Here is a 20532-nt window from a genome sequence, read left to right on the forward strand (position 1 = left end):
ATGAACGTAAAACCTGAAGAAATAACTTCAATTATAAAAAGTCAGATAGAAAAATATGAAAAAAAAATAGAAACAGTTGATTCAGGTACAATAATTCAAATTGGTGATGGTATCGCTAGAGTGTATGGCCTTAATGGGTGTATGGCAGGAGAACTCTTAGAGTTCCCCAATGATGTTTATGCTATGGCTCTAAATCTTGAACAAGATAATGTAGGATGTGTTCTTTTAGGTTCTCAGGAAGGAATAAAAGAGGGGAATACAGTAAAAAGAACAGGTAGGGTTGTAGAAGTACCCGTAGGGGAAAATATTATAGGGAGAGTTGTAAATTCATTAGGACATCCTATTGATGGAAAAGGTGCTATTAATACTACTGAAACTAGAGCTGTAGATCTTGTGGCACCAGGAGTTATAACCAGGCAGGCAGTTAAAGAACCTCTCCAAACAGGAATAAAGGCTATAGATGCTATGATACCAATTGGCAGGGGACAAAGAGAACTTATAATAGGGGACAGACAAACTGGCAAAACTGCTATTGCCATGGATACCATAATAAATCAAAAAGGAAAAGATGTAATATGTATTTATGTAGCTATAGGACAAAAGCAATCTACAGTAGCACATATAGTAAATAATTTGATAGAGACAAATGCTATGGATTATACTATAGTGGTATCTGCATCTGCTTCTGAGTCAGCACCACTTCAATATATTGCTCCTTATGCAGGCTGCTCCATGGGAGAATATTTTATGAATAAAGGAAAAGATGTGCTTATAGTATATGATGATTTATCCAAACATGCAGTGGCATATAGAGCTATGTCTTTATTACTCCGAAGACCACCGGTAAGGGAAGCGTATCCCGGGGATGTTTTTTATCTCCATTCAAGGCTTTTAGAAAGAGCTGCCAAACTATCAGATAAATTAGGAGGAGGATCACTTACAGCACTGCCTATAATAGAAACACTGGCAGGAGATGTTACTGCATATATACCTACTAATGTTATTTCTATAACGGATGGGCAGATATTTTTAGAAACAGAACTCTTCTATTCCGGGCAAAGGCCAGCTATAAATGCAGGTATATCTGTATCTAGAGTTGGAGGTAATGCTCAAATTAAAGCTATGAAACAAGTAGCGGGTACTCTTAGAATAGATTTGGCACAGTACAGGGAGCTTGCATCTTTTGCACAGTTTGGATCTGACTTGGATAAGGAGTCAAAAAGAACTCTTGAAAAAGGCAAAAGGTTAACGGAGATATTAAAACAGCCTCAATATAAGCCAATGGCTGTGGAAAAGCAGGTAATGATATTATTTGCAGCCAGCAGAAATTACATAATGGATATACCCGTAGAGAAGATATCGGAATTTGAAGAAGAATTTCTTAATTATATGGATATCCATCACAGAGAAATAGGAGATGAAATACGGGAAAAGCAAGTTATATCTGATGAATTAAGTGATAAGCTTAGAAATGCCATAGAAGAATTCAAAAAAATATTCTTGATAGAGGGATAGTTATTTTTATCTCAGGGAGGTGAAATATGGCAGGGGCAGGACTTGTTACAATTAAAAGAAGAATAAAATCAATAACTAGTACTCAAAAAATAACTAAGGCCATGGGACTTATTGCCACCTCTAAACTTAGAAAAGTGAGAAAAAAACTTGAGGCAAATAATAAATATTGCCAGCTTTTTAGTTCTATTGTAAATGAATTTGCAATAGAAGCTCAGCAGAATAATATTTATGTAAAAGGCAATAAAAGTAATAAAAAATTATATATAGCTTTGAATTCTGACACAGGATTGTGTGGGGGGTTCAATGCTAATGTGGTAAATGAGTTAAATTCTATAAAGTCAAAGGGAAGTGAAGATTTCCTTTTGATGACTATGGGACAAAAAGGAAAGATGTACTTTAAAAGGCTTAATTATAATATAGAATCAGAATATACAGATATTCCAGATGTCCCTACAATAAAGGAAACAGAAGATATTGTATATAAGGCATTGGAACTTTATAGAAGTGGTGAGATTGGAGAAATCAATATAGTATTTACTAAGTTCATTTCAACTATCAAACAAAATGTGATTGTTGAAAAGTTACTTCCACTGGAGGTCAGAGAAGTAGAAAAAAGAAATTTTATTGTAAAATTTGAACCCTCTGCAGATGAAATGATAGAAGATATAATAGAATTTCATTTAAGGCAAAAAGTACTTAATTGTATGATAAATTCAAAAGTAAGTGAACAATCTTCTAGAATGACTGCTATGGATGGGGCTACTAAAAATGCAAATGATTTGTTAGATGAATTAAATCTTCAATATAATAGAGAAAGACAAACTGCTATAACGCAGGAAATAACTGAGATAGTTGGAGGAGCAGAAGCTCTAAAGTAAGGAGGGATGTTCATGCCTAATATAGGCAAAGTAGTTCAGGTTATAGGACCTGTAGTGGATATAAAATTTGATGAAGAAAACCTTCCAGATATATATAATGCTATAAATATAGAATCGGGAAATACAAAAATTGTTACAGAAGTAGCCCAGCATTTGGGTGATGATATAGTAAGGACTATATCTATGGAGAGTACAGAGGGATTAATGCGAGGTATGGATGCTCTGGATACTGGAGCACCTATATCTGTGCCTGTTGGAAAGTCGGTTTTAGGAAGACTTTTCAATATGTTAGGGCAACCTATTGATGAAAATGGAGAGGTGGAAGCGGAAGAATATTCTCCTATTCATAGATCTGCACCAAGCTTTGAAGATCAATCTGTTAAACCTGAAATGTTTGAAACAGGCATTAAAGTTATCGATCTTATTGCACCCTATCAAAAAGGTGGTAAGATAGGATTGTTTGGAGGAGCAGGTGTAGGTAAAACGGTTATTATACAGGAATTGATAAACAATATAGCAAAAGAACATGGAGGATTGTCTGTTTTTACAGGTGTAGGAGAAAGAACTAGGGAAGGTAATGACTTATATTATGAAATGCAAGAATCTGGAGTTATAAATAAAACTGCTTTGGTATTTGGTCAGATGAACGAGCCACCTGGTGCAAGAATGAGGGTTGCACTTACAGGGCTTACTATGGCAGAACATTTTAGAGACGAAGGTCAGGATGTACTTTTGTTTATAGATAATATATTTAGATTTACTCAAGCGGGTTCGGAGGTTTCTGCATTGCTTGGAAGAATACCTAGTGCTGTTGGATATCAACCCACACTTGCTACGGAAATGGGCTCTCTTCAAGAAAGAATAACTTCTACAAAACAAGGATCTATTACTTCTGTTCAGGCAGTATATGTTCCAGCAGATGATTTAACAGATCCAGCACCGGCCACAACTTTTACACATCTTGATGCCACTACGGTACTTTCAAGATCTATATCAGAAATTGGTATTTATCCGGCGGTTGATCCGTTAGCTTCAACATCAAGAATACTCGATCCTAGAATTGTGGGTGAGGAACATTATAAGGTAGCTTCAGATGTTAAACATATACTTGAAAGATATAGTGAACTTCAAGATATTATAGCAATTCTAGGCGTGGATGAACTATCAGAGGAAGATAGATTGGTAGTTGTAAGAGCAAGAAGAATACAGAGATTTTTGTCACAGCCATTTTCTGTGGCTGAACAATTTACAGGATATGAAGGAAAATATGTACCTATAAAAGAAACTATAAGAGGTTTTAAAGAAATACTTGAAGGCAAATATGATGATTTACCAGAGACAGCGTTCTTATTTAAAGGAAGTATAGATGAAGTAGTTGAATCTGCTAAAAACATGGCAAAAAGTTAAATGTGTCTCAAAAAGGATAAAGTGTAGGTATTTTAAAAAGGAGAATTAATATGGCAGAAGTTCTGAAATTAACTATCCTTACTCCTGATAGAGAATTTTATGAAGGAGAGGTATTAGAGGTAACAACAGAGAGCATTCAAGGCAATATAACTATTCTTCAGGGACATATGCCTTTAATTACTACTTTAAGATGTGCAGATACTCGCATAGTAGAAAAGAGCGGCAAAGAATTAAAGGCATTTACCTCAAATGGAATATTGGAAGTAAAAAACAATCAGTTAAAAATATTATGTGATGTTTGTGAATGGCCAGAAGAAATAGATTTAAAAAGAGCAGAAGAGGCCAAAGAAAGAGCAGAACAAAGATTGGCTCATAAAGATGGAATAGATGTAAAAAGAGCACAACTGGCATTAAATAGGGCCTTAGCCAGAATTAATCTATTAAAATAGTTTATTAAAGTAAAAAGCACTATCAAGAACACTAACCAAGTGATAAATCTTGATGGTGTTTTTTTAGTTTGAACATGCACATTCTATTATGTAAATTTATATATTAATATAAGACCTTCCCTATGAAATCTTTATTTTTTGAAAGTAAAAATTAATCTACTATGTTTAATTTTATTAAAAATAATATGAAATGAAAATTTTTAAGAATAGTAACAGAAAAGTTGTCCATAATTTTTAAAGTAGAGGTAGGGAGGTGAAATATTCTGTATAATATTTACGGAATTATATTATTATGAAGAAACCAGGAATAATATTTTTTTTGATAATATATTTAATGTCTTTTCGATGTTATTTGGGGATACCAGTAAATGGTTATTGCGATAAATATATGTTTCAAGGAGATACAGTTTCCTTAGAAAAGGTAGATTTATTTAAGTATATATTGGACAAAACTCATGGTTGTCCTAAAGAATGTGGAGGTATGTTGATTTTTACCACTGATAATTGTGGGCAAAAAACAGTAGAGGATATATTTATAAAATTAAATGAATATTACAAGTTAAATAAAAAAGTGTATAAAAATGCTGAAATATATTCTTTGGATTTTAACAATAGGTATGTTGAAGGCTATGTGCAAAGTGTGAAATATGAAAATTATAACGTTGTAACGATTAATATTATACAAAGAAGTAATATGTATGAATTCAAAAACATAAAAAATACCTTAAATAAATGCATACCAAAGAAAATAAAAAAATATAGATATTTTCAGTATGTTAAGGCAAGGGTTGAAAATGGAAATACAGAGGTTTTAAATGAACAGATAAAAGAAATTTTAACCTATTGTCATGCGTGTGACATTAAAACTGTAACTTTACAAGGGGGATATACTAATACAGCGTATACTGGCAGGTATAACAGTGTAGAAAATGGTGGAGAAAAAATAGATTTTAATTATGCAGTTATGAAATATGGAAGGGATACCTATATAATTATAGGAACTCCACAGATAATGGTAACATATTAGTTATATGTAAATTATTAGGCTATAATATGATTTTAATCTTAAGCATAGATACCATGTCGTATATTATTATGTGTTCTAAAATAATTGTCTGATAAATTATTGTACATAATATTTTGTTAACAAGATCCTATGTGATAAAAACTATCAGAGAAGCTTGTTTTCTTATTTTTAAGTGAAACAAGTTTACCATCTTCGGCTTGTGATTTATTTTTATCCAAATGCTACCATGGATAGTACTCCTATATTCTGTAAAGTAGGGGATAGGCACTGATACGCAAATGGATAAGTTCTTCTAAGATTCAGATGGAGAGGAATTTTTTATAAGCAAACTCCATTTGAATTTCTGAATCACTTGATATTATTTAACGTAAAAATAAATATTATTTTAGGTTAAAAAATATTTATTGAGTTGGTAGAAATTAATTAGCATATCAGCAATTATAGAATGGAGGAACACTATGAGTAAGATAGTAATTAAAGGGGGAAATAAACTCCATGGAGAAGTTAACATTAGTGCTGCTAAAAATTCGGTATTACCCATTATAGCGGCTTCCATTTTAAGTGGGGATAAGTGTGTTATAGATAATGTTCCTATGCTAGAGGATGTTTTTGTGATAAGTGATATATTAAAGAGTATATCTGCAGATGTAGTTATAGATAAAAATTTAAATAGAATTATTATAGATACTTCTAATGTAAGTTATTGTGATCCCTGTAGCGAGCTAGTGAAAAAGATGAGGGCATCCTTTCTCATAATGGGACCCATGATATCTAGATTTGGAGGATTTAAATTATGTCTTCCGGGAGGATGTAATATTGGAACCAGACCAATAGATTTACATTTAAAAGGGTTCGATGCTCTTGGTGCAAAAGTAAATGTAGAACATGGATTTGTAGAAGCAAAAGCTAAAAAGTTAGTGGGAAATAAAATATATTTGGATTTTCCATCAGTGGGAGCTACAGAAAATATAATGATGGCAGCAGTAACTGCAGAAGGAGAAACTATAATAGAAAATGCGGCGGAAGAACCAGAAATAAAAGATTTGGCAAACTTTTTAAACGGTATGGGTGCAAAGATTACTGGGGCAGGATCTAGAGCTATTCATATACAAGGGGTAAAAAAATTAAAAGGTAGTAATCATAGTCCCATATGTGACAGAATAGAATCGGGAACATTTATGGTAGCAGCAGCTATAACTAAAAGCAAAATAAAAATAAATGGCATAAATGAGGAATATTTGAAACCCATAATTGCTAAACTTACTGAGGCTGGGGTTTATATAAAATGTCAGGGAAATAACTTAATTGTGGACGGAAATAGAGAGCTAAATCCTATAGATATTAAAACTATGCCTTATCCGGGGTTCCCCACTGATATGCAATCACAGATAACTAGTTTGTTGAGTACAGTTAAAGGTACAAGTATTATAACAGAAACTATTTTTGAAAATAGATTTATGCATGTAATGGAAATGAAAAGAATGGGAGCAAATATAAAAATAGATGGAAGAAGTGCAGTTATAGAAGGAGTTGATAAACTTACAGGAGCAGAAGTAAAAGCTACAGATCTCAGAGCAGGGGCTGCACTTATACTTTGTGGATTAGCGGCAGAGGGAAAAACAGAAGTTACAGATATATATCATATAGATAGAGGGTATGTAAATATTGAAGGAAAACTAAAAGCATTGGGAGCTGATATTGAAAGAGTGAATGAATAATTTTTATATTATTAATAAAAAAAGAAGAAAAGTATACTAAAAGTTTTCTTCTTTTTTAATACCTGAAAGGTATCCCATGGAATAATTTCAGTTTTAGCGTAATAAAAATATATTAAGCTATAATATGGGAGAGCAAAATGAAAAGATACATTATGAACTTTTTTAAAAAATTTGTTATTTTAATATTCATGAGTATGGCATTTATAATAGTACTTTCCTTTGGGATAAATTATATGAAAATTAGCCAACACACTTTACCTGAATTTTTAATGAGATCCATAAATAAAAATTATAATTATAATTCACAGTATATAAAAGTGTATATAACTGAAAAGAATAAAATAGAAAAAATGAATCTGGAAGAATACATAGTGGGAGTTGTGGCGGCTGAAATGCCAGCAGAATTTTCAAAAGAAGCAATTAAAGCTCAAGCTGTAGCAGCTAGAACTTTTGCAGCAGCTCATATGCAGGTATATGGGGGAAAAGAATATGAAAGTAATACAGGGGCAGATGTATGTGATACAGTGAAATGTCAGGTATTTACAAGTAAAGAAGATAGGATAAAGAACTGGCCCCAATCTAAAAGAGAAGAATATTGGAATAAGATAGTAGGTGCAGTAAAAGATACTTCGGGACAAGTGCTAGCTTATAAAGATAAATTGGTTATGGAACCTTATTATTTTGCGGTAAGTGGAGGAAAAACAGAAAATGCAGTGGATGTATTTGGAAAAGGAGAAGAATATTTAAAAAGTGTAGAAAGTCCTGGTGAAGAAAGTGCATCTAAGTATAGAACTTCTATAAAATTATCCTATGCTAATTTTATAGATAAAGTAAATTCTAAGTATCCCAATTCAAGATTGTCTGTAAAGAATTTAGCTAACCAGGTAACTATACAATCCAGAAATGAAGGCGGTTCTGTTAAAGAAATTAAATTAGGTTCGGTTACCATATCTGGAGTAAAATTCAGAACTATTCTGTCATTAAATTCTTCAGATTTTAATATCTATTTTAAAGATAGTGTCATTATTGAGTGTATTGGATACGGGCACAGAGTGGGAATGAGTCAGTGGGGAGCAAATGCTATGGCTAAACAGGGGAAAACTTACAAAGAAATATTGGCTCATTATTACAATAAAACAGAACTTGAAAATTTAGAAGCATTTTATAATAAATAAATTTTAGATAATAAAGAGATGAAATTTTATTTTATCTCTTTATTATTTTTTACAAAAAATTATAAAGAAAAGATTATAAAATATGTATTTTTTGTAATTGTCTGGACAAACTACAAAAAGGAGGTGTTCATATGGACAGAAAAATTTTTAGTAGAGCATTTAACTTTTTAAAAAAGGAGGGTTTTTATATAATTTTATTTGTTTGTCTTTGTGTTGTGGCTACAGTTGCAGTAATTACTGCTAGAAATAATAAAAATCAAAGTGCTGAACTGCAAAAAAGTGTAAGTTTACAACAAAAGCAGACTAAAGAGACGGCCAAGGCAGATGAAAGTCCTTCGTCCAGCTATGATAATGCTCTCCAGGTAAAAAAGAGTGAAAAGGCAGATACTAATGAAAAAACAAATACTAATCAATCTGAAGAAACTTCAAAAAGTGTATCTGGCGCAGTTAGTACTTCCTTTCAAAAACCAGTGGAAGGAAATATTGCAAGAGCATATTCAGAGGATCCGGTATATTGGGATTCTACAGGTACCTATAGACCTAATTTAGGATACGACATACAAACAAAGTTAGGGAAACCTGTATTTGCAGCTATGGATGGGAAAGTAGAAGAAGTAAATAAAGCTACCCAAGATGGAGTGGAAGTTATTATAGATCATCAAAATGGATTAAAAACTGTTTATTCTAATTTAGATGACAATGTAGAAGTTAGCGTGGGTCAAACATTGAAAAAGGGAACTGCTATAGGAATAGTAGGAAGAAGTACATTAAGAGCAGCCTATGAAAAATATGGGGATCATCTACACTTTGCAATTTTAAAGGGCAGTGAGTTTGTAGATCCAGCTAAATATATAAAGTATTAGTACTAGGCCATTTCTCACTATTTTATGGAGAAATGGCTAATACATCATGAATTTAAAAATGTTAATGAGCATATTTATAAGTATAGGGGGACGAGCAATTGTGAAGAATTACAAAAACGTAAATTATATGGATATAAAGTGTTTATCCCAATGGTACCATTGCTAATACCCCCAGCTTCTTCAAAGTGGGAGATAAGCACTGCTACACACCTGGATAAGTTCTTTATTTATTGCGGTGAGTGTTATAAAGGAGTTGAATGAATTTGAAAGATTATATTGAAGAAAGAGTTTTAGAAGTTGCCAAATATATAATAGGTTCTAAAGCTACTATAAGAAAAACCGCTAAAGTTTTTGGAGTAAGTAAGAGTACTATACACAAGGATATGACAGAAAGGTTACCAAAGATAAATCCGCAAATTGCCCAAGAAGCTAAAAATATATTGGATTATAATAAGGCAGAAAGGCATATAAGGGGTGGAAAGGCAACAAAGATGAAATATAAGGCCATTGAAGGGTAAAAACATTCCCATTACAATTAGAATATGATATGATAATAAATATGATAATTTTATATTTTTATTATGAAAAGCTAGTAAGATTAGGAGTGAAAAAGGAATGTTTTTTAATATAGGAACTGATATGGGTATAGATTTGGGAACAGCTACAGTACTTGTTTATATTAAAGGGAGGGGAGTAATTTTAAAGGAACCGTCAGTTGTGGCTATAGATAAGATTAAAAATAAGGTGCTTGCTGTAGGAGAAGAAGCGTGGCAGATGATTGGAAGGACACCAGGAAATATTGTGGCCATTCGTCCACTAAGAGAAGGGGTCATATCTGATTATGATGTAACAGAAAAAATGTTAAAGTATTTCATAAGTAAAGCTTGTGGGAAAAAGAGAATGTCAGCACCTAGAATAGTGGTATGTGTTCCTTGTGAATCTACTGAAGTTGAAAAAAGAGCTGTAATTGATGCAGCTAAGAATGCAGGGGCAAAGAAGGTGTTCCTGATTGAAGAACCCTTAGCTGCAGCTATAGGGGCAGGAATTGATATAACAAAAGCCAGTGGTAATATGGTAATAGATATAGGTGGAGGAACTACAGATGTAGCGGTAATTTCTCTGGGAGGAATAGTTGTAAGATCTTCTATAAAGATAGCAGGAGATAAATTTGATGAAGCTATAATGAAATATATAAGGAAAGAACATAAATTAATGATTGGAGAAAGAACTTCAGAGGATTTAAAAATAAATATAGGTTCTGCATTTGATAGGGAAGAAGAGGTAACTATGGAAATACGGGGAAGAGATTTGATTACAGGACTTCCTAAAAACATAGTAGTATCCTCAGAGGAGATGAGAATAGCTTTAAAGGAAATTGTAAATTCTATAGCTGATACAACTCATGCAGTGTTAGAAAAAACTCCACCAGAATTAGCAGCAGATATAGCTGAAAAGGGTATTTTTATGACTGGTGGAGGAGCATTATTAAATGGTTTAAGTGATCTAATAAGGGAAGTTACAAAAGTACCTGTTTATGTGGCTGAAGATCCTGTGTCCTGTGTGGCTTTAGGAACAGGAAAAGTTCTTGAATATTTGGATAAGATGGAAGTTTTTTTTACTGGTGATGATATAACGTTGATAGAGTAGTTACATATAAAAATATATTTTAAATATATTAAAGATGCAGATTACCTAACTTATTATATTATAGATTAAGTCTATTTAGGGTAGACTCTTATTTTATGGATTTAAGATAATATGTTGTTATAATATAAATAATATGAATGAATTAATGAATAAAGTATTACTTCAGCCATATTTAAAATCAAATTAAGACGTATATTATTAGAATTATTAAAAAGATTTTCATTTTCATTTGAATCCACGATACCTATTATGGAGAAGTCACCCACATTTGGCAGAGATTTTCCTACGCCTTTACCAGGATGTACAGGGAAATCCCTTACTTGAATTTCCCCTATGCTTTCTAAAGTTCCTAAACAAGCATCTATTCCTATAATAGTGCTGTAGGGATGAAGTAACTTTATTTTTCTTAATTTATCTTCTATGTTTAAGGCATGTATAGGATCTGAAATTGTACCATAAGTAGGTAAAGGAAAGTGTTTGGACTTTAGTAGGGTACCTACTAAAGGTCCTAAACAGTCCCCTATGTATCTATCCGTACCAATACATACAATAATAGTATCTTTATTGATATAATTCTTTAGAAAATAGGCAAGTTCGTGATAGGACAAAGGATTTTTATAATTAACCTTTACTCTATTCAATATATTCACCTTCCTTTATGTATAGCTTTATAAATGTTTTTATCCGAAAAGAGCATTTAGTTAACTCCCAATTTTCTAAGAACGGGAGATGAGGACTTGTGTGTCCTGGATAAGTTTTTAAGATTCAGATGGAAGCGAGTATTGTTTATAAGGGAACTTTTGGCTGAATCTATAAATGACTTTATAGAGAACATTATATATAATGTATATGATAAAAAGAGGTAAAATATTAAATTTCAACTATATACATATGATTTTTAAAGAAATTTAAAGAAATATGGAGTAATAAAAGTTTAATATTATATTATACGGGTATAGTAAGTTTGAAAATAAATGAATGAGAATGTATACTAATCTACGTTAGGTATGTATTTTTGTGTCTTATAAAGATATATAGCCTAGGAGTAAGCTGGCATAGCTCAGCAGGTAGAGCAACTGACTTGTAATCAGTAGGTCGTGGGTTCGAAGCCTACTGCCAGCACCAAATGCGGAGGAATTCCCGAGTGGCCAAAGGGGGCAGACTGTAAATCTGTTGTCAGTGACTTCGATGGTTCGAATCCATCTTCCTCCACCATAGAAACTTAGGGCGCATAGCTCAGCTGGGAGAGCATCTGCCTTACAAGCAGGGGGTCACAGGTTCGATCCCTGTTGTGCCCACCATTTTATAATAAAATAAGCTGGCATAGCTCAGCAGGTAGAGCAACTGACTTGTAATCAGTAGGTCGTGGGTTCGAAGCCTACTGCCAGCACCAAATGCGGAGGAATTCCCGAGTGGCCAAAGGGGGCAGACTGTAAATCTGTTGTCAGTGACTTCGATGGTTCGAATCCATCTTCCTCCACCATAAAAGGCACTTTTAAGTGTTTTTTATTTTACTTAATTATTGTTTTCATAATTTAAAAAATTCATTATATAAAACTCTTATCAAGAGAGGTGGAGGGAAAAGGCCCTGTGAAGCCCGGCAACCAGTGTTTAATCATTAAGGTGCCAATTCCAGCAGTTTTAAGCCTGCAAGATAAGAGAGTAGTTAAATTTATTTAACCTCTTCTTATGAAGTGGTTTTTTTATTTTATACAAGGAGGTATTAAAAATGAGGAAGCTATTTACATCTGAATCTGTTACGGAAGGACATCCTGATAAAATGTGTGATCAGATTTCAGATGCTATCTTAGACGCTATTTTGGAACAAGATCCTCAGGGAAGAGTGGCATGTGAAACAGCAACTACTACGGGGATGGTTTTAGTTATGGGAGAGATATCCACCAATTGTTATATTGATATCCCTAAAATAGTCAGAAAAACTATAAGAGAAATAGGGTACACCAGGGCTAAGTATGGATTTGATTGCGATACTTGTGCAGTACTTAGTTCTATTGACGAACAATCTTCAGATATAGCTATGGGGGTTAATGAATCCTTGGAAGCTAAAGTAGGTAGCATGGAAAAGGTTGATGCCATAGGGGCTGGAGATCAGGGAATGATGTTCGGATTTGCAACCAATGAAACTCCAGAGTATATGCCTATGCCTATAAATTTGGCTCATAAGCTTTCAAAGAGATTATCACAAGTTAGAAAAGAAGGTATATTGGATTATTTAAGACCGGACGGAAAGACACAGGTTACTATAGAATATGAGGATAATAAGCCAGTTAGAGTAGATACAATAGTGGTGTCTACCCAACATGATGAATTTGTTACAAAAGAACAAATTGAAAAAGACATAATAAAAAATGTCATAGGTCCGATTGTTCCTCCAGAATTTTTAGATTCTAATACTAAATATTTTATAAATCCAACGGGAAGATTTGTAGTTGGAGGTCCGCAAGGAGATTCTGGACTTACAGGCAGAAAAATAATAGTTGATACTTATGGTGGCTATGGAAGGCACGGGGGAGGAGCTTTTTCTGGAAAAGATCCTACTAAAGTAGATAGATCTGCTGCTTATGCTGCCAGATGGGTAGCTAAAAATTTGCTTGCAGCAGGAGTTGCTGATAAACTTGAAATTCAGATTGCTTATGCTATAGGTGTAGCAGAACCTGTTTCAATAAATGTGGATACTTTTGGTACTAAAAAGATATCTGAGAAGAAAATAATTGACATAGTAAATAAAGTGTTTGATTTAAGACCAGCAGTAATAATAAGAGAATTAGAGCTAAGAAGGCCTATATACAGGCAGGTCGCAGCTTATGGGCACTTTGGAAGAAATGATATAGACTTACCTTGGGAAAAATTAAATAAGGTTAACGATATAAAAAATTATCTTTAACAATAAAAAAACTCTGTACTATAATTATACAGAGTTTTTTATTTTAATTATTTTCAATAGATATATAGTTAAGTATGTTACATAATACTGTCTTTGACAGAAGCGTTTGGTATGAATAACATTACTGTGAAATTAAGTTGGATTCTTTGTATAATGTAAAATATTTTAATAATTAAACTTATATTTATTTTTTGGGATTTAATATATCCTCTAGGTCATTATCTGATGGATCATAATAATAATAATTTTTGTAAAATTCTTTTACTTTTTCTCTAATGTCTAAATCATTAAATAAGTCAGGATGGAGATTTTTGGCGAGCCATAAAGGTTGTAATGCACCTTCTGCACTTCTTACAGACCATAAATATACTCCTTTAGGATTAAGATAAACTTGTTTATTTTTTACAGCTGTTAGAGATTGCCATTGATTTGAACTGCTTGTGTCCATGATATAATCGTAAGTGTTTTTACTTGTGGCTATAATCACATCTGGCTGATTTTTGTATAGAAATTCAAAATCTACACTGGTACCTTCATTGCTAGTGCTAGATTCTTTAGAAATATTTTCTGAAGCTATATTTATACCTCCAGCAGCCTCTATGTAGGAAGTATTTATGTCATTGGAACCAATTGTGGTAAGTGACCCTTTTGGGGTACCACTGGCAACAAATACTTTAACTTTTTTACTAGACTTAGTTTTGTTACTAACATATTTTATATTATTATCATAGTATTCATTAAATTTTTTAGCTTTCTCTTCACCGCTTTCTCCAAGTACTTTTCCAACCATAGTAATAGTATTTTTTATATCTTCAGGAGTTTCTAATTTTAGTCCTAGAAAAGCTATATTAGCTTTTTGTAGTCTTTCTTGTTCAGTTTGAGTAAATGTACCGAAAACTACTTGTGGGTTTGCTTTAAGTAAAGTCTCCATGTTTAAAGTTCCATGGCCTGAACCTGTGTAGGCAGCGGGAATTTCTGTTATCCTAGGATAAACTTTAGGAAAAAAACCTGTTTGAACCCCTTGGGCTGTTGCTACTAATTTATCTGCTCCACCAAGTATTAAAACTATCTGATTCAAAGCTCCAGATGCAGCTATTCTAGTAACCTCATAGGGTATTGTGACTGTTTTACTAGTACCATCAATTATTTTTCTTGTTGAGGATGTTGAATTTTCTTGCTTTGTGGATGTACTATTTTTTTCATTTCCACAGCCTGTACTAATAATTGACATGAGCATAACTGAAGTTACTATAGATAAAATTAAAATTTTTGAATTTGTTTTTTTCATAGTAGCTCTCCTTCATTAATAGTTTTAATAATTTCTTCTCCATCATTTACAAAGGTAACTATTAGAGATATTTTACCAGGTATACTTTTAAAACCGTTTTTTATCTTACCTCTGTATTTATAAGGGGGATCATCTACTATATATTGGCATCCTGGTATCATACCCAATTCTTTTACTAAAAATCTGGTAATTCCAGATACATATATAGACTCTCCAATAGTAAAGAAATGTTGTGGGAAAGTGCTTTCATAACGAGTTAACATTTCAGTTAATCTTTCCATATAGTAATAAAACATTGACTCCTTTTTTTCTATAAACTGGTTTACCAAATTCATATCTAATTAAAAAATTTTGCAACTTTTCTTAAAAATTCACTACATTTATGTGCTCCTATTGGAAATATTTGATAATGAAAATAAGGTGTTCTAAAGTGCTTCTTTAAAAGTTTCATTGTTTTTAATGATGTCTAGGAATATATCATTATATTAAACTCAGCAGAAGGAATTTCACTCCAACAGTTTACACTTGAAGAAAGGCCCAATAATACATTTACAGAAAAACCAATTTGCTCTAACATATTTTTTAAAGTTTCTATATTTCCACTCCAAAAAGGATTTAGATAAGGGGGAGGTGTCCAAAGAGGTATTTGTTTTTTCTTAACAGGCATTTCTTTTATATCATTACCACTAAAATTAATAACATTATAAAATTTTTCCTCTTTATGGATAGTCATTATAAGTTTGTTGAAGCTCTCAGCTTTTTTGGAGTTAAATTCAGAATCCCATGCTTTAGAATTGTAAAGTTTGCATATAATTGTGATTAAAGGAATTGAATAATTATTATGGATAGAATCAATAACATTTTGTATATCTAATGCTGTTGTTCCTGAGCTACAACTGGCGGTAATAAAAATAACTTTGTGATTTAGACTTTTCATTGCTTTGTCTATTGCTTGTTGTAGCTTTCCATCAATTCCTAGAATTACATCTATCTCTGTGATATTGATGCTAATTAATTTTGCGTTTTCAATAGGTAAGCCACGCTTTTTTAATCCTATTTTAAATTTAAGATTGAAATCCACAAATGACGATGCACATCAAAAGGCGATTGAATAATTACTACACTATCTTTTATTGTAGAAAGAATACATTGAAATAATAGGTGACTGACATTCTGCACATTGCATAAAAATTAGGTTATGTGTATTATGTTTGAATTTTTCTTTATATGTATATCCCCCCTTTTGAGATTTTAAAATGTATGTTTCAAATGGTAATTTGATAATATATAGCAGTTAAGTATAAATCATTAGTATAATTACTGCAATGCTTTATTATGTTTAATACAATTTTATTACATTTCGTATAATTTTGTGTTTATTATAATATAAAGAAAATTATATTTCAATAATTTTTTAATGATTTATTATTTATAATAAATTTTATTTTTCAATATAATATTTTAGATACAGTTTTTTTGAATTTTGTTTTAAAAGATTAGATTAGTGCCCGTAAAGTACTATAAGGTTAAATGTTGCACGGATACATTTATATATATATTTTTATAATGTGTAAGTGTATAATAATGGTGAATAGTGTTATTATGTTTTTAAATTTTATAAATAATTTTGTATTAAGGTGAGTTATATGCAGGAATTACAGGGGATTGTAGAAGATATAGTATTTCAAAATAAAGATAATGGGTATGCGGTGGCTAGGATAAAAGAAAAAGAACATATGATAACTATAGTTGGTTGTATGCCCTATATAATAGAAGGACAAAATTTAAAGGTTTCGGGAGAGTGGGTAGTTCATCCTGAATTTGGTCATCAGTTTAAAGTTAAAACATTTAAAGAGATAATCCCAGACACTTTAGTTGGAATAGAAAAGTATTTGTCTTCAGGTGTTATATCAGGCATAGGACCAGTTACTGCAAAGAAAATAGTAGAAAAGTTTGGAAAAGATACACTCCATATATTAGATAACAATATAGAAAGGCTAAAAGAAATAGAAGGTATAGGAACCAGAAAAATATCTCTAATAGAAAAATCTTATTGCAAGCAATATGAAATAAGAAATATAATGATATTTATGCAAACTTATGGAGTAACTCCTAATCAGTGTGTAAAGATATATAAAAAATTAGGGGCTAATTCAATAAATATGGTAAAAGAAAATCCTTATATTCTTACAGAAGAAATATCAGGAATAGGATTTAAGATAGCAGATAAAATAGCAAGGGGTCTTGGTATAGAAAGAGATTCTCCCTTTAGAATACAGAGTGGCATAAAATATCTGATAAATAAATTTTGCAGCAGGGGAAATACCTATATGCCTATAGATATATTGATAGGAAATGGAATGAACATACTTGGAGTCACTCAAAAGGAATTGGAGAAGAATATATATGAAAGTTCCTTAAATGGAAAAATAAAATTGGAAAAATGGGAAGACAAGATCTGTGTATTCTCTATGACTTATTATTATTGTGAATTAAGTGTGACTAAGAAAATATTGACCTTAGCTTTTAACAAATATAAAGATATAGATTTAGATATATATGAAGAAATTGAAAATTTTCAAAATAGGAATAATATAAAATTTGCTTCTTCGCAAAAGGAGGCAATTAAAGGGGCAGTAGAAAATAGCGTAGAAATAATAACAGGTGGACCTGGGACTGGAAAAACTACTATAATTAATTGTATAATTCAGTTATTTGAGAAATCTAATTTAAGGGTTTTAATGGCAGCACCTACAGGAAGGGCTGCAAAGAGGATGTCAGAGGCCACAAAAAGAGAGGCAAAAACAATACATAGATTGCTTGAAATAGGAGTAGAAAGTGATGAAGAGGCTTTGTTCTTTTCTAGGGGAGAAGAATCTCCTCTTAACTGTGATGTAGTAATTATAGATGAAGCTTCTATGATAGACATAGTGATGATGAATAACTTATTAAAAGCTATTTCACTAAAGACCAGACTTATAATAGTGGGAGATTCACAACAGCTTCCTTCTGTAGGACCTGGAAATGTACTTAGGGATCTTATAGACAGCAAGTGTATTAAGGTAGTCAGGCTAAAAGAAATATTCAGGCAGTCAAAAGAAAGTATGATTATAGTAAATGCCCATAAAATAAATTCAGGAGATATGCCACTTTTAAACAAAAAACTTAAAGATTTTTATTTTATAAGAGCATTGGAATTTTCTAATATACTAAATCTTTTGGTGGAACTAGCAAATAAAAGATTACCTTCGTTTAATAGGAATTGGGATAAAATGAAACACATTCAAATACTATCTCCCATGAGAAAAGGAATTTTAGGAGTATCGAATTTAAATAGAAAACTTCAGGAAGCCCTAAATCCCAGAAGTAATAATAAAAAGGAAAAGTATTTTAGAGATATGATTTTTAGAGTTGGGGATAAGGTAATGCAAATTAAAAATAACTATACTTTAAAATGGACAGAAATTTCAGGAGAAAAAGGTATGGGAATTTTTAATGGAGATTTTGGATGCATTGAAGATATTGACGAAGAGAAGGATACAGTAACTGTCATATTTGATGAGGATAAAAGGGTTGTATATGATAGTATGTGTTTAGATGAATTGGATTTAGCTTATGCGATAACTATACATAAAAGCCAGGGCAGTGAATTTCCAGTTATAATTGTTCCTATATTTATGGGACCGATTTTGCTTATGAATAGAAATTTATTATATACAGCTATAACCAGAGCAAAAGAGATGGTAGTACTTGTGGGAGATTTAAGAGCTTTAAGCTTTATGATAAGTAATAATAAAAGTTTTGACAGGTATTCCTTATTAAAATATAGAATAATGGATATAATGGAGAGTGAAGTGGATGTTACTTTGGAACCAAACCAGTTCCGCTGATAGAAAAGGGGAAATAAGTGAAAAGATATTAAAATGGAGTTTTACTAAAGAGTCTTTTTTAAGTGTCATTTCTGTTCCATATAATTCAACTAAAGGTTTTATTCAGACTATTCAACGTTATTTAATTGAAAACAAAAATGTAATTTATATAACCAATGAGGAATTAAAGGATATTAGTATAATAAAAGACATAAAAAAATACAGCCAAATTACAGATTATACCTATGTGGAGCAGCCGGAAAGTTTTACAGAGTGTAGGTTTAAAATATGTAATTTTGAAAATGCTCTAAAACTAAAGGAAAGGTTTAAACTGATAATGTATGATGACATAAATAGTCTTTCAAAATATAATAAATATGAAATATTTGATTTGATTGATAAATTAAGTTTTATGGACAGTAAAGCTATTATATGTTCAATAGAGAATATGTTTAAGCATTCTAGTGAAATATTTATGCCGATTAGAAAGGGAATACAAATAGTAGAACCAAGAGTGATATCTACAAGGCTTGATATGAATAGGAATATACCATTTGTTATATATGAATATTTAAAATGGTCTATAAATATAGGAAAAAAGATCATAATATATGTCCCAGATGAACAAAAATTACAAAATGTATATTTATATATTTGTAAATATTGTAAAGACTTTACTGACAACATAATTCCTTTTTTTCATGAAGAATCTGATGGAGTTTTACTTGAAGAATTTTCACATGAAGTAAATGGAATATTGATAACTGATTCTTTTCATAAAGATATATATAATATAAAAAGATGTGATATAATGGTATATTTCGCTGATAATCTACAATTTGATTATAAAAAATTTGTCTATTTATGTAGGGGACGAGATATAGGAAGAGGTGAAAATAGCCTAAAAGAAGAGGTTATATTATTAGCTAATTTAGAAAGTATACATATAGAAGAAGCTAAAAATATAACCAGGGATTTTAATAGGAAAGCATGGAAAATGGGTTTGTTAGATATTTAAAATTTTTATTAGAGTGCGTGCTGGATTTAGTGTATTGTGGAGATGAAAAGTGTATATTATGTGGAGAAGAATTATATAAAGATAAAATTATATGTACCACTTGTGCAGGCAATATAAAAATTTGTAAAGATAAATTTAATATAAAAGTTCATGATAAATGGTGCACATGCTATAGTAGTGCCTATTATTCAGAGAGTATGATGGAACTTATTTTAAAATTAAAATATAAAAGTTCTTTTAAAGCAGGAGAGGCTATAGCTAGATATATGAAAGATACCATATTTAATAATGGAATTGAATTTGATATTATAACATATGTGCCTATGACGAAAAAAAGTATTAAAAAAAGAGGGTACAATCAAAGTGAATATCTGGCAAAGTTACTTGGAGGGTATATGAATAAACCTGTTGTATCCTGCTTAAATAAGGTAAAGGATACTAAAGATCAAATTGGATTAGGTAAAATGAACAGATGGGATAATATTCAGGGAAGTTTTAAGATTAATAATGAATATTCTATAGAAAATAAAAAAATTTTAATAATAGACGATGTGTTAACCACTGGTGCTACGATATTTCATTGTTGTAGTGAACTTATTGAAGGTGGGGCAAGAAAAATTAGTATATTGACTGGAGCTAAAAGTAAGGTATAATTTTATTAGTTGAGTTAGGTTTGTGGTTGAAAATCGATGCTAGTCGCAGGCAAAACGATCCACGTAAGTTAAATAAAATATTTAATGAGCATGGTGCGGCTTAGAAGTAAGTCCTGCCGT

General features: G+C 31.5%; 19 protein-coding genes, 5 tRNA genes and 1 riboswitch. Of the genes, 20 read left to right on the forward strand and 4 right to left on the reverse strand.

What is annotated here, in order from left to right; translation table 11 throughout:
- The 11 genes from atpA to V7Q02_RS04015 all read left to right on the forward strand — a co-directional run bounded on the left by atpA (position 1) and on the right by V7Q02_RS04015 (position 10679).
- A complete protein-coding gene (atpA, locus tag V7Q02_RS03965) occupies positions 1-1515 on the forward strand; it encodes a F0F1 ATP synthase subunit alpha (RefSeq protein ID WP_333859682.1) in 1515 nt (504 codons plus the stop codon).
- A 26-nt stretch (positions 1516-1541) separates the two neighbouring features.
- A complete protein-coding gene (gene atpG, locus V7Q02_RS03970; protein WP_333859683.1) occupies positions 1542-2393 on the forward strand; it encodes an ATP synthase F1 subunit gamma in 852 nt (283 codons plus the stop codon).
- Between the two features lie 12 nt (positions 2394-2405).
- Complete coding sequence (gene atpD, locus V7Q02_RS03975; protein ID WP_333859685.1) at positions 2406-3800, forward strand: F0F1 ATP synthase subunit beta; 1395 nt, start codon at positions 2406-2408, stop codon at positions 3798-3800.
- A gap of 50 nt (positions 3801-3850) precedes the next feature.
- Entirely contained in the window at positions 3851-4249 is a 399-nt protein-coding gene (locus V7Q02_RS03980) for a F0F1 ATP synthase subunit epsilon (protein ID WP_333859686.1), read from the forward strand.
- 292 nt (positions 4250-4541) lie between these two features.
- Positions 4542-5276, forward strand: a complete 735-nt coding sequence (locus V7Q02_RS03985) for a hypothetical protein (RefSeq protein ID WP_333859687.1) — start codon at positions 4542-4544, stop codon at positions 5274-5276.
- 458 nt (positions 5277-5734) lie between these two features.
- A complete protein-coding gene (gene murA, locus V7Q02_RS03990; RefSeq protein ID WP_333859688.1) occupies positions 5735-6994 on the forward strand; it encodes a UDP-N-acetylglucosamine 1-carboxyvinyltransferase in 1260 nt (419 codons plus the stop codon).
- Positions 6995-7131: 137 nt separating this feature from the next.
- Positions 7132-8169: a stage II sporulation protein D gene (gene spoIID / locus V7Q02_RS03995; protein ID WP_333859689.1), complete on the forward strand. Its 1038-nt coding sequence runs from the start codon at positions 7132-7134 to the stop codon at positions 8167-8169.
- Positions 8170-8300: 131 nt separating this feature from the next.
- Complete coding sequence (locus V7Q02_RS04000) at positions 8301-9032, forward strand: M23 family metallopeptidase (RefSeq protein ID WP_333859690.1); 732 nt, start codon at positions 8301-8303, stop codon at positions 9030-9032.
- Between the two features lie 24 nt (positions 9033-9056).
- On the forward strand, positions 9057-9293 hold the full coding sequence (locus V7Q02_RS04005; protein ID WP_333859691.1) for a hypothetical protein: 237 nt from the start codon (positions 9057-9059) through the stop codon (positions 9291-9293).
- Positions 9294-9295: 2 nt separating this feature from the next.
- Positions 9296-9550, forward strand: a complete 255-nt coding sequence (gene spoIIID / locus V7Q02_RS04010; protein WP_012104000.1) for a sporulation transcriptional regulator SpoIIID — start codon at positions 9296-9298, stop codon at positions 9548-9550.
- A 97-nt stretch (positions 9551-9647) separates the two neighbouring features.
- Positions 9648-10679 (forward strand): rod shape-determining protein, encoded by a 1032-nt coding sequence (locus V7Q02_RS04015; RefSeq protein WP_333859693.1) that lies wholly within the window; start codon positions 9648-9650, stop codon positions 10677-10679.
- A 101-nt stretch (positions 10680-10780) separates the two neighbouring features.
- On the opposite strand, the gene yyaC is transcribed toward V7Q02_RS04015, so the two are convergent.
- Positions 10781-11320 carry a spore protease YyaC gene (yyaC, locus tag V7Q02_RS04020; RefSeq protein ID WP_333859694.1) on the reverse strand — a complete coding sequence of 180 codons (540 nt, stop codon included), beginning with the start codon at positions 11318-11320 and terminating at the stop codon, positions 10781-10783.
- Between the two features lie 408 nt (positions 11321-11728).
- On the opposite strand from yyaC, the gene V7Q02_RS04025 reads away from it, so the two are divergent.
- The 6 genes from V7Q02_RS04025 to metK all read left to right on the forward strand — a co-directional run bounded on the left by V7Q02_RS04025 (position 11729) and on the right by metK (position 13584).
- Positions 11729-11804, forward strand: a tRNA-Thr gene (locus V7Q02_RS04025).
- Between the two features lie 5 nt (positions 11805-11809).
- A tRNA-Tyr gene (locus V7Q02_RS04030) sits at positions 11810-11894 on the forward strand.
- Between the two features lie 10 nt (positions 11895-11904).
- Positions 11905-11980: transfer RNA gene (locus V7Q02_RS04035), tRNA-Val, on the forward strand.
- Positions 11981-11996: 16 nt separating this feature from the next.
- Positions 11997-12072 (forward strand) — tRNA-Thr (locus V7Q02_RS04040).
- A 5-nt stretch (positions 12073-12077) separates the two neighbouring features.
- Positions 12078-12162: transfer RNA gene (locus V7Q02_RS04045), tRNA-Tyr, on the forward strand.
- A gap of 74 nt (positions 12163-12236) precedes the next feature.
- Positions 12237-12340, forward strand: a riboswitch (SAM riboswitch).
- Positions 12341-12408: 68 nt separating this feature from the next.
- Entirely contained in the window at positions 12409-13584 is a 1176-nt protein-coding gene (metK, locus tag V7Q02_RS04050; RefSeq protein WP_333859696.1) for a methionine adenosyltransferase, read from the forward strand.
- A gap of 184 nt (positions 13585-13768) precedes the next feature.
- On the opposite strand, the gene V7Q02_RS04055 is transcribed toward metK, so the two are convergent.
- The 3 genes from V7Q02_RS04055 to V7Q02_RS04065 all read right to left on the reverse strand — a co-directional run bounded on the left by V7Q02_RS04055 (position 13769) and on the right by V7Q02_RS04065 (position 15953).
- On the reverse strand, positions 13769-14872 hold the full coding sequence (locus V7Q02_RS04055) for an ABC transporter substrate-binding protein (RefSeq protein WP_333859697.1): 1104 nt from the start codon (positions 14870-14872) through the stop codon (positions 13769-13771).
- Entirely contained in the window at positions 14869-15153 is a 285-nt protein-coding gene (locus V7Q02_RS04060) for a hypothetical protein (protein WP_333859698.1), read from the reverse strand. The genes V7Q02_RS04055 and V7Q02_RS04060 overlap by 4 nt, the downstream gene beginning before the upstream one ends.
- A gap of 185 nt (positions 15154-15338) precedes the next feature.
- On the reverse strand, positions 15339-15953 hold the full coding sequence (locus V7Q02_RS04065; RefSeq protein WP_333859699.1) for a nitrogenase component 1: 615 nt from the start codon (positions 15951-15953) through the stop codon (positions 15339-15341).
- Positions 15954-16518: 565 nt separating this feature from the next.
- On the opposite strand from V7Q02_RS04065, the gene recD2 reads away from it, so the two are divergent.
- Genes recD2 through V7Q02_RS04080 form a run of 3 tightly spaced genes read left to right on the forward strand, consistent with a single transcriptional unit; the run spans position 16519 to position 20412 of the window.
- On the forward strand, positions 16519-18762 hold the full coding sequence (recD2, locus tag V7Q02_RS04070) for an SF1B family DNA helicase RecD2 (protein WP_333859700.1): 2244 nt from the start codon (positions 16519-16521) through the stop codon (positions 18760-18762).
- A complete protein-coding gene (locus tag V7Q02_RS04075) occupies positions 18731-19759 on the forward strand; it encodes a hypothetical protein (protein WP_333859701.1) in 1029 nt (342 codons plus the stop codon). Before recD2 ends, V7Q02_RS04075 begins: the two co-directional genes overlap by 32 nt.
- A complete protein-coding gene (locus V7Q02_RS04080) occupies positions 19732-20412 on the forward strand; it encodes a ComF family protein (RefSeq protein WP_333859702.1) in 681 nt (226 codons plus the stop codon). The genes V7Q02_RS04075 and V7Q02_RS04080 overlap by 28 nt, the downstream gene beginning before the upstream one ends.
- Positions 20413-20532 lie beyond the last annotated feature (120 nt).

It is taken from the genome of Clostridium sp. (genome assembly GCF_036781005.1).
GTDB lineage: Bacteria > Bacillota > Clostridia > Clostridiales > Clostridiaceae > Clostridium_B.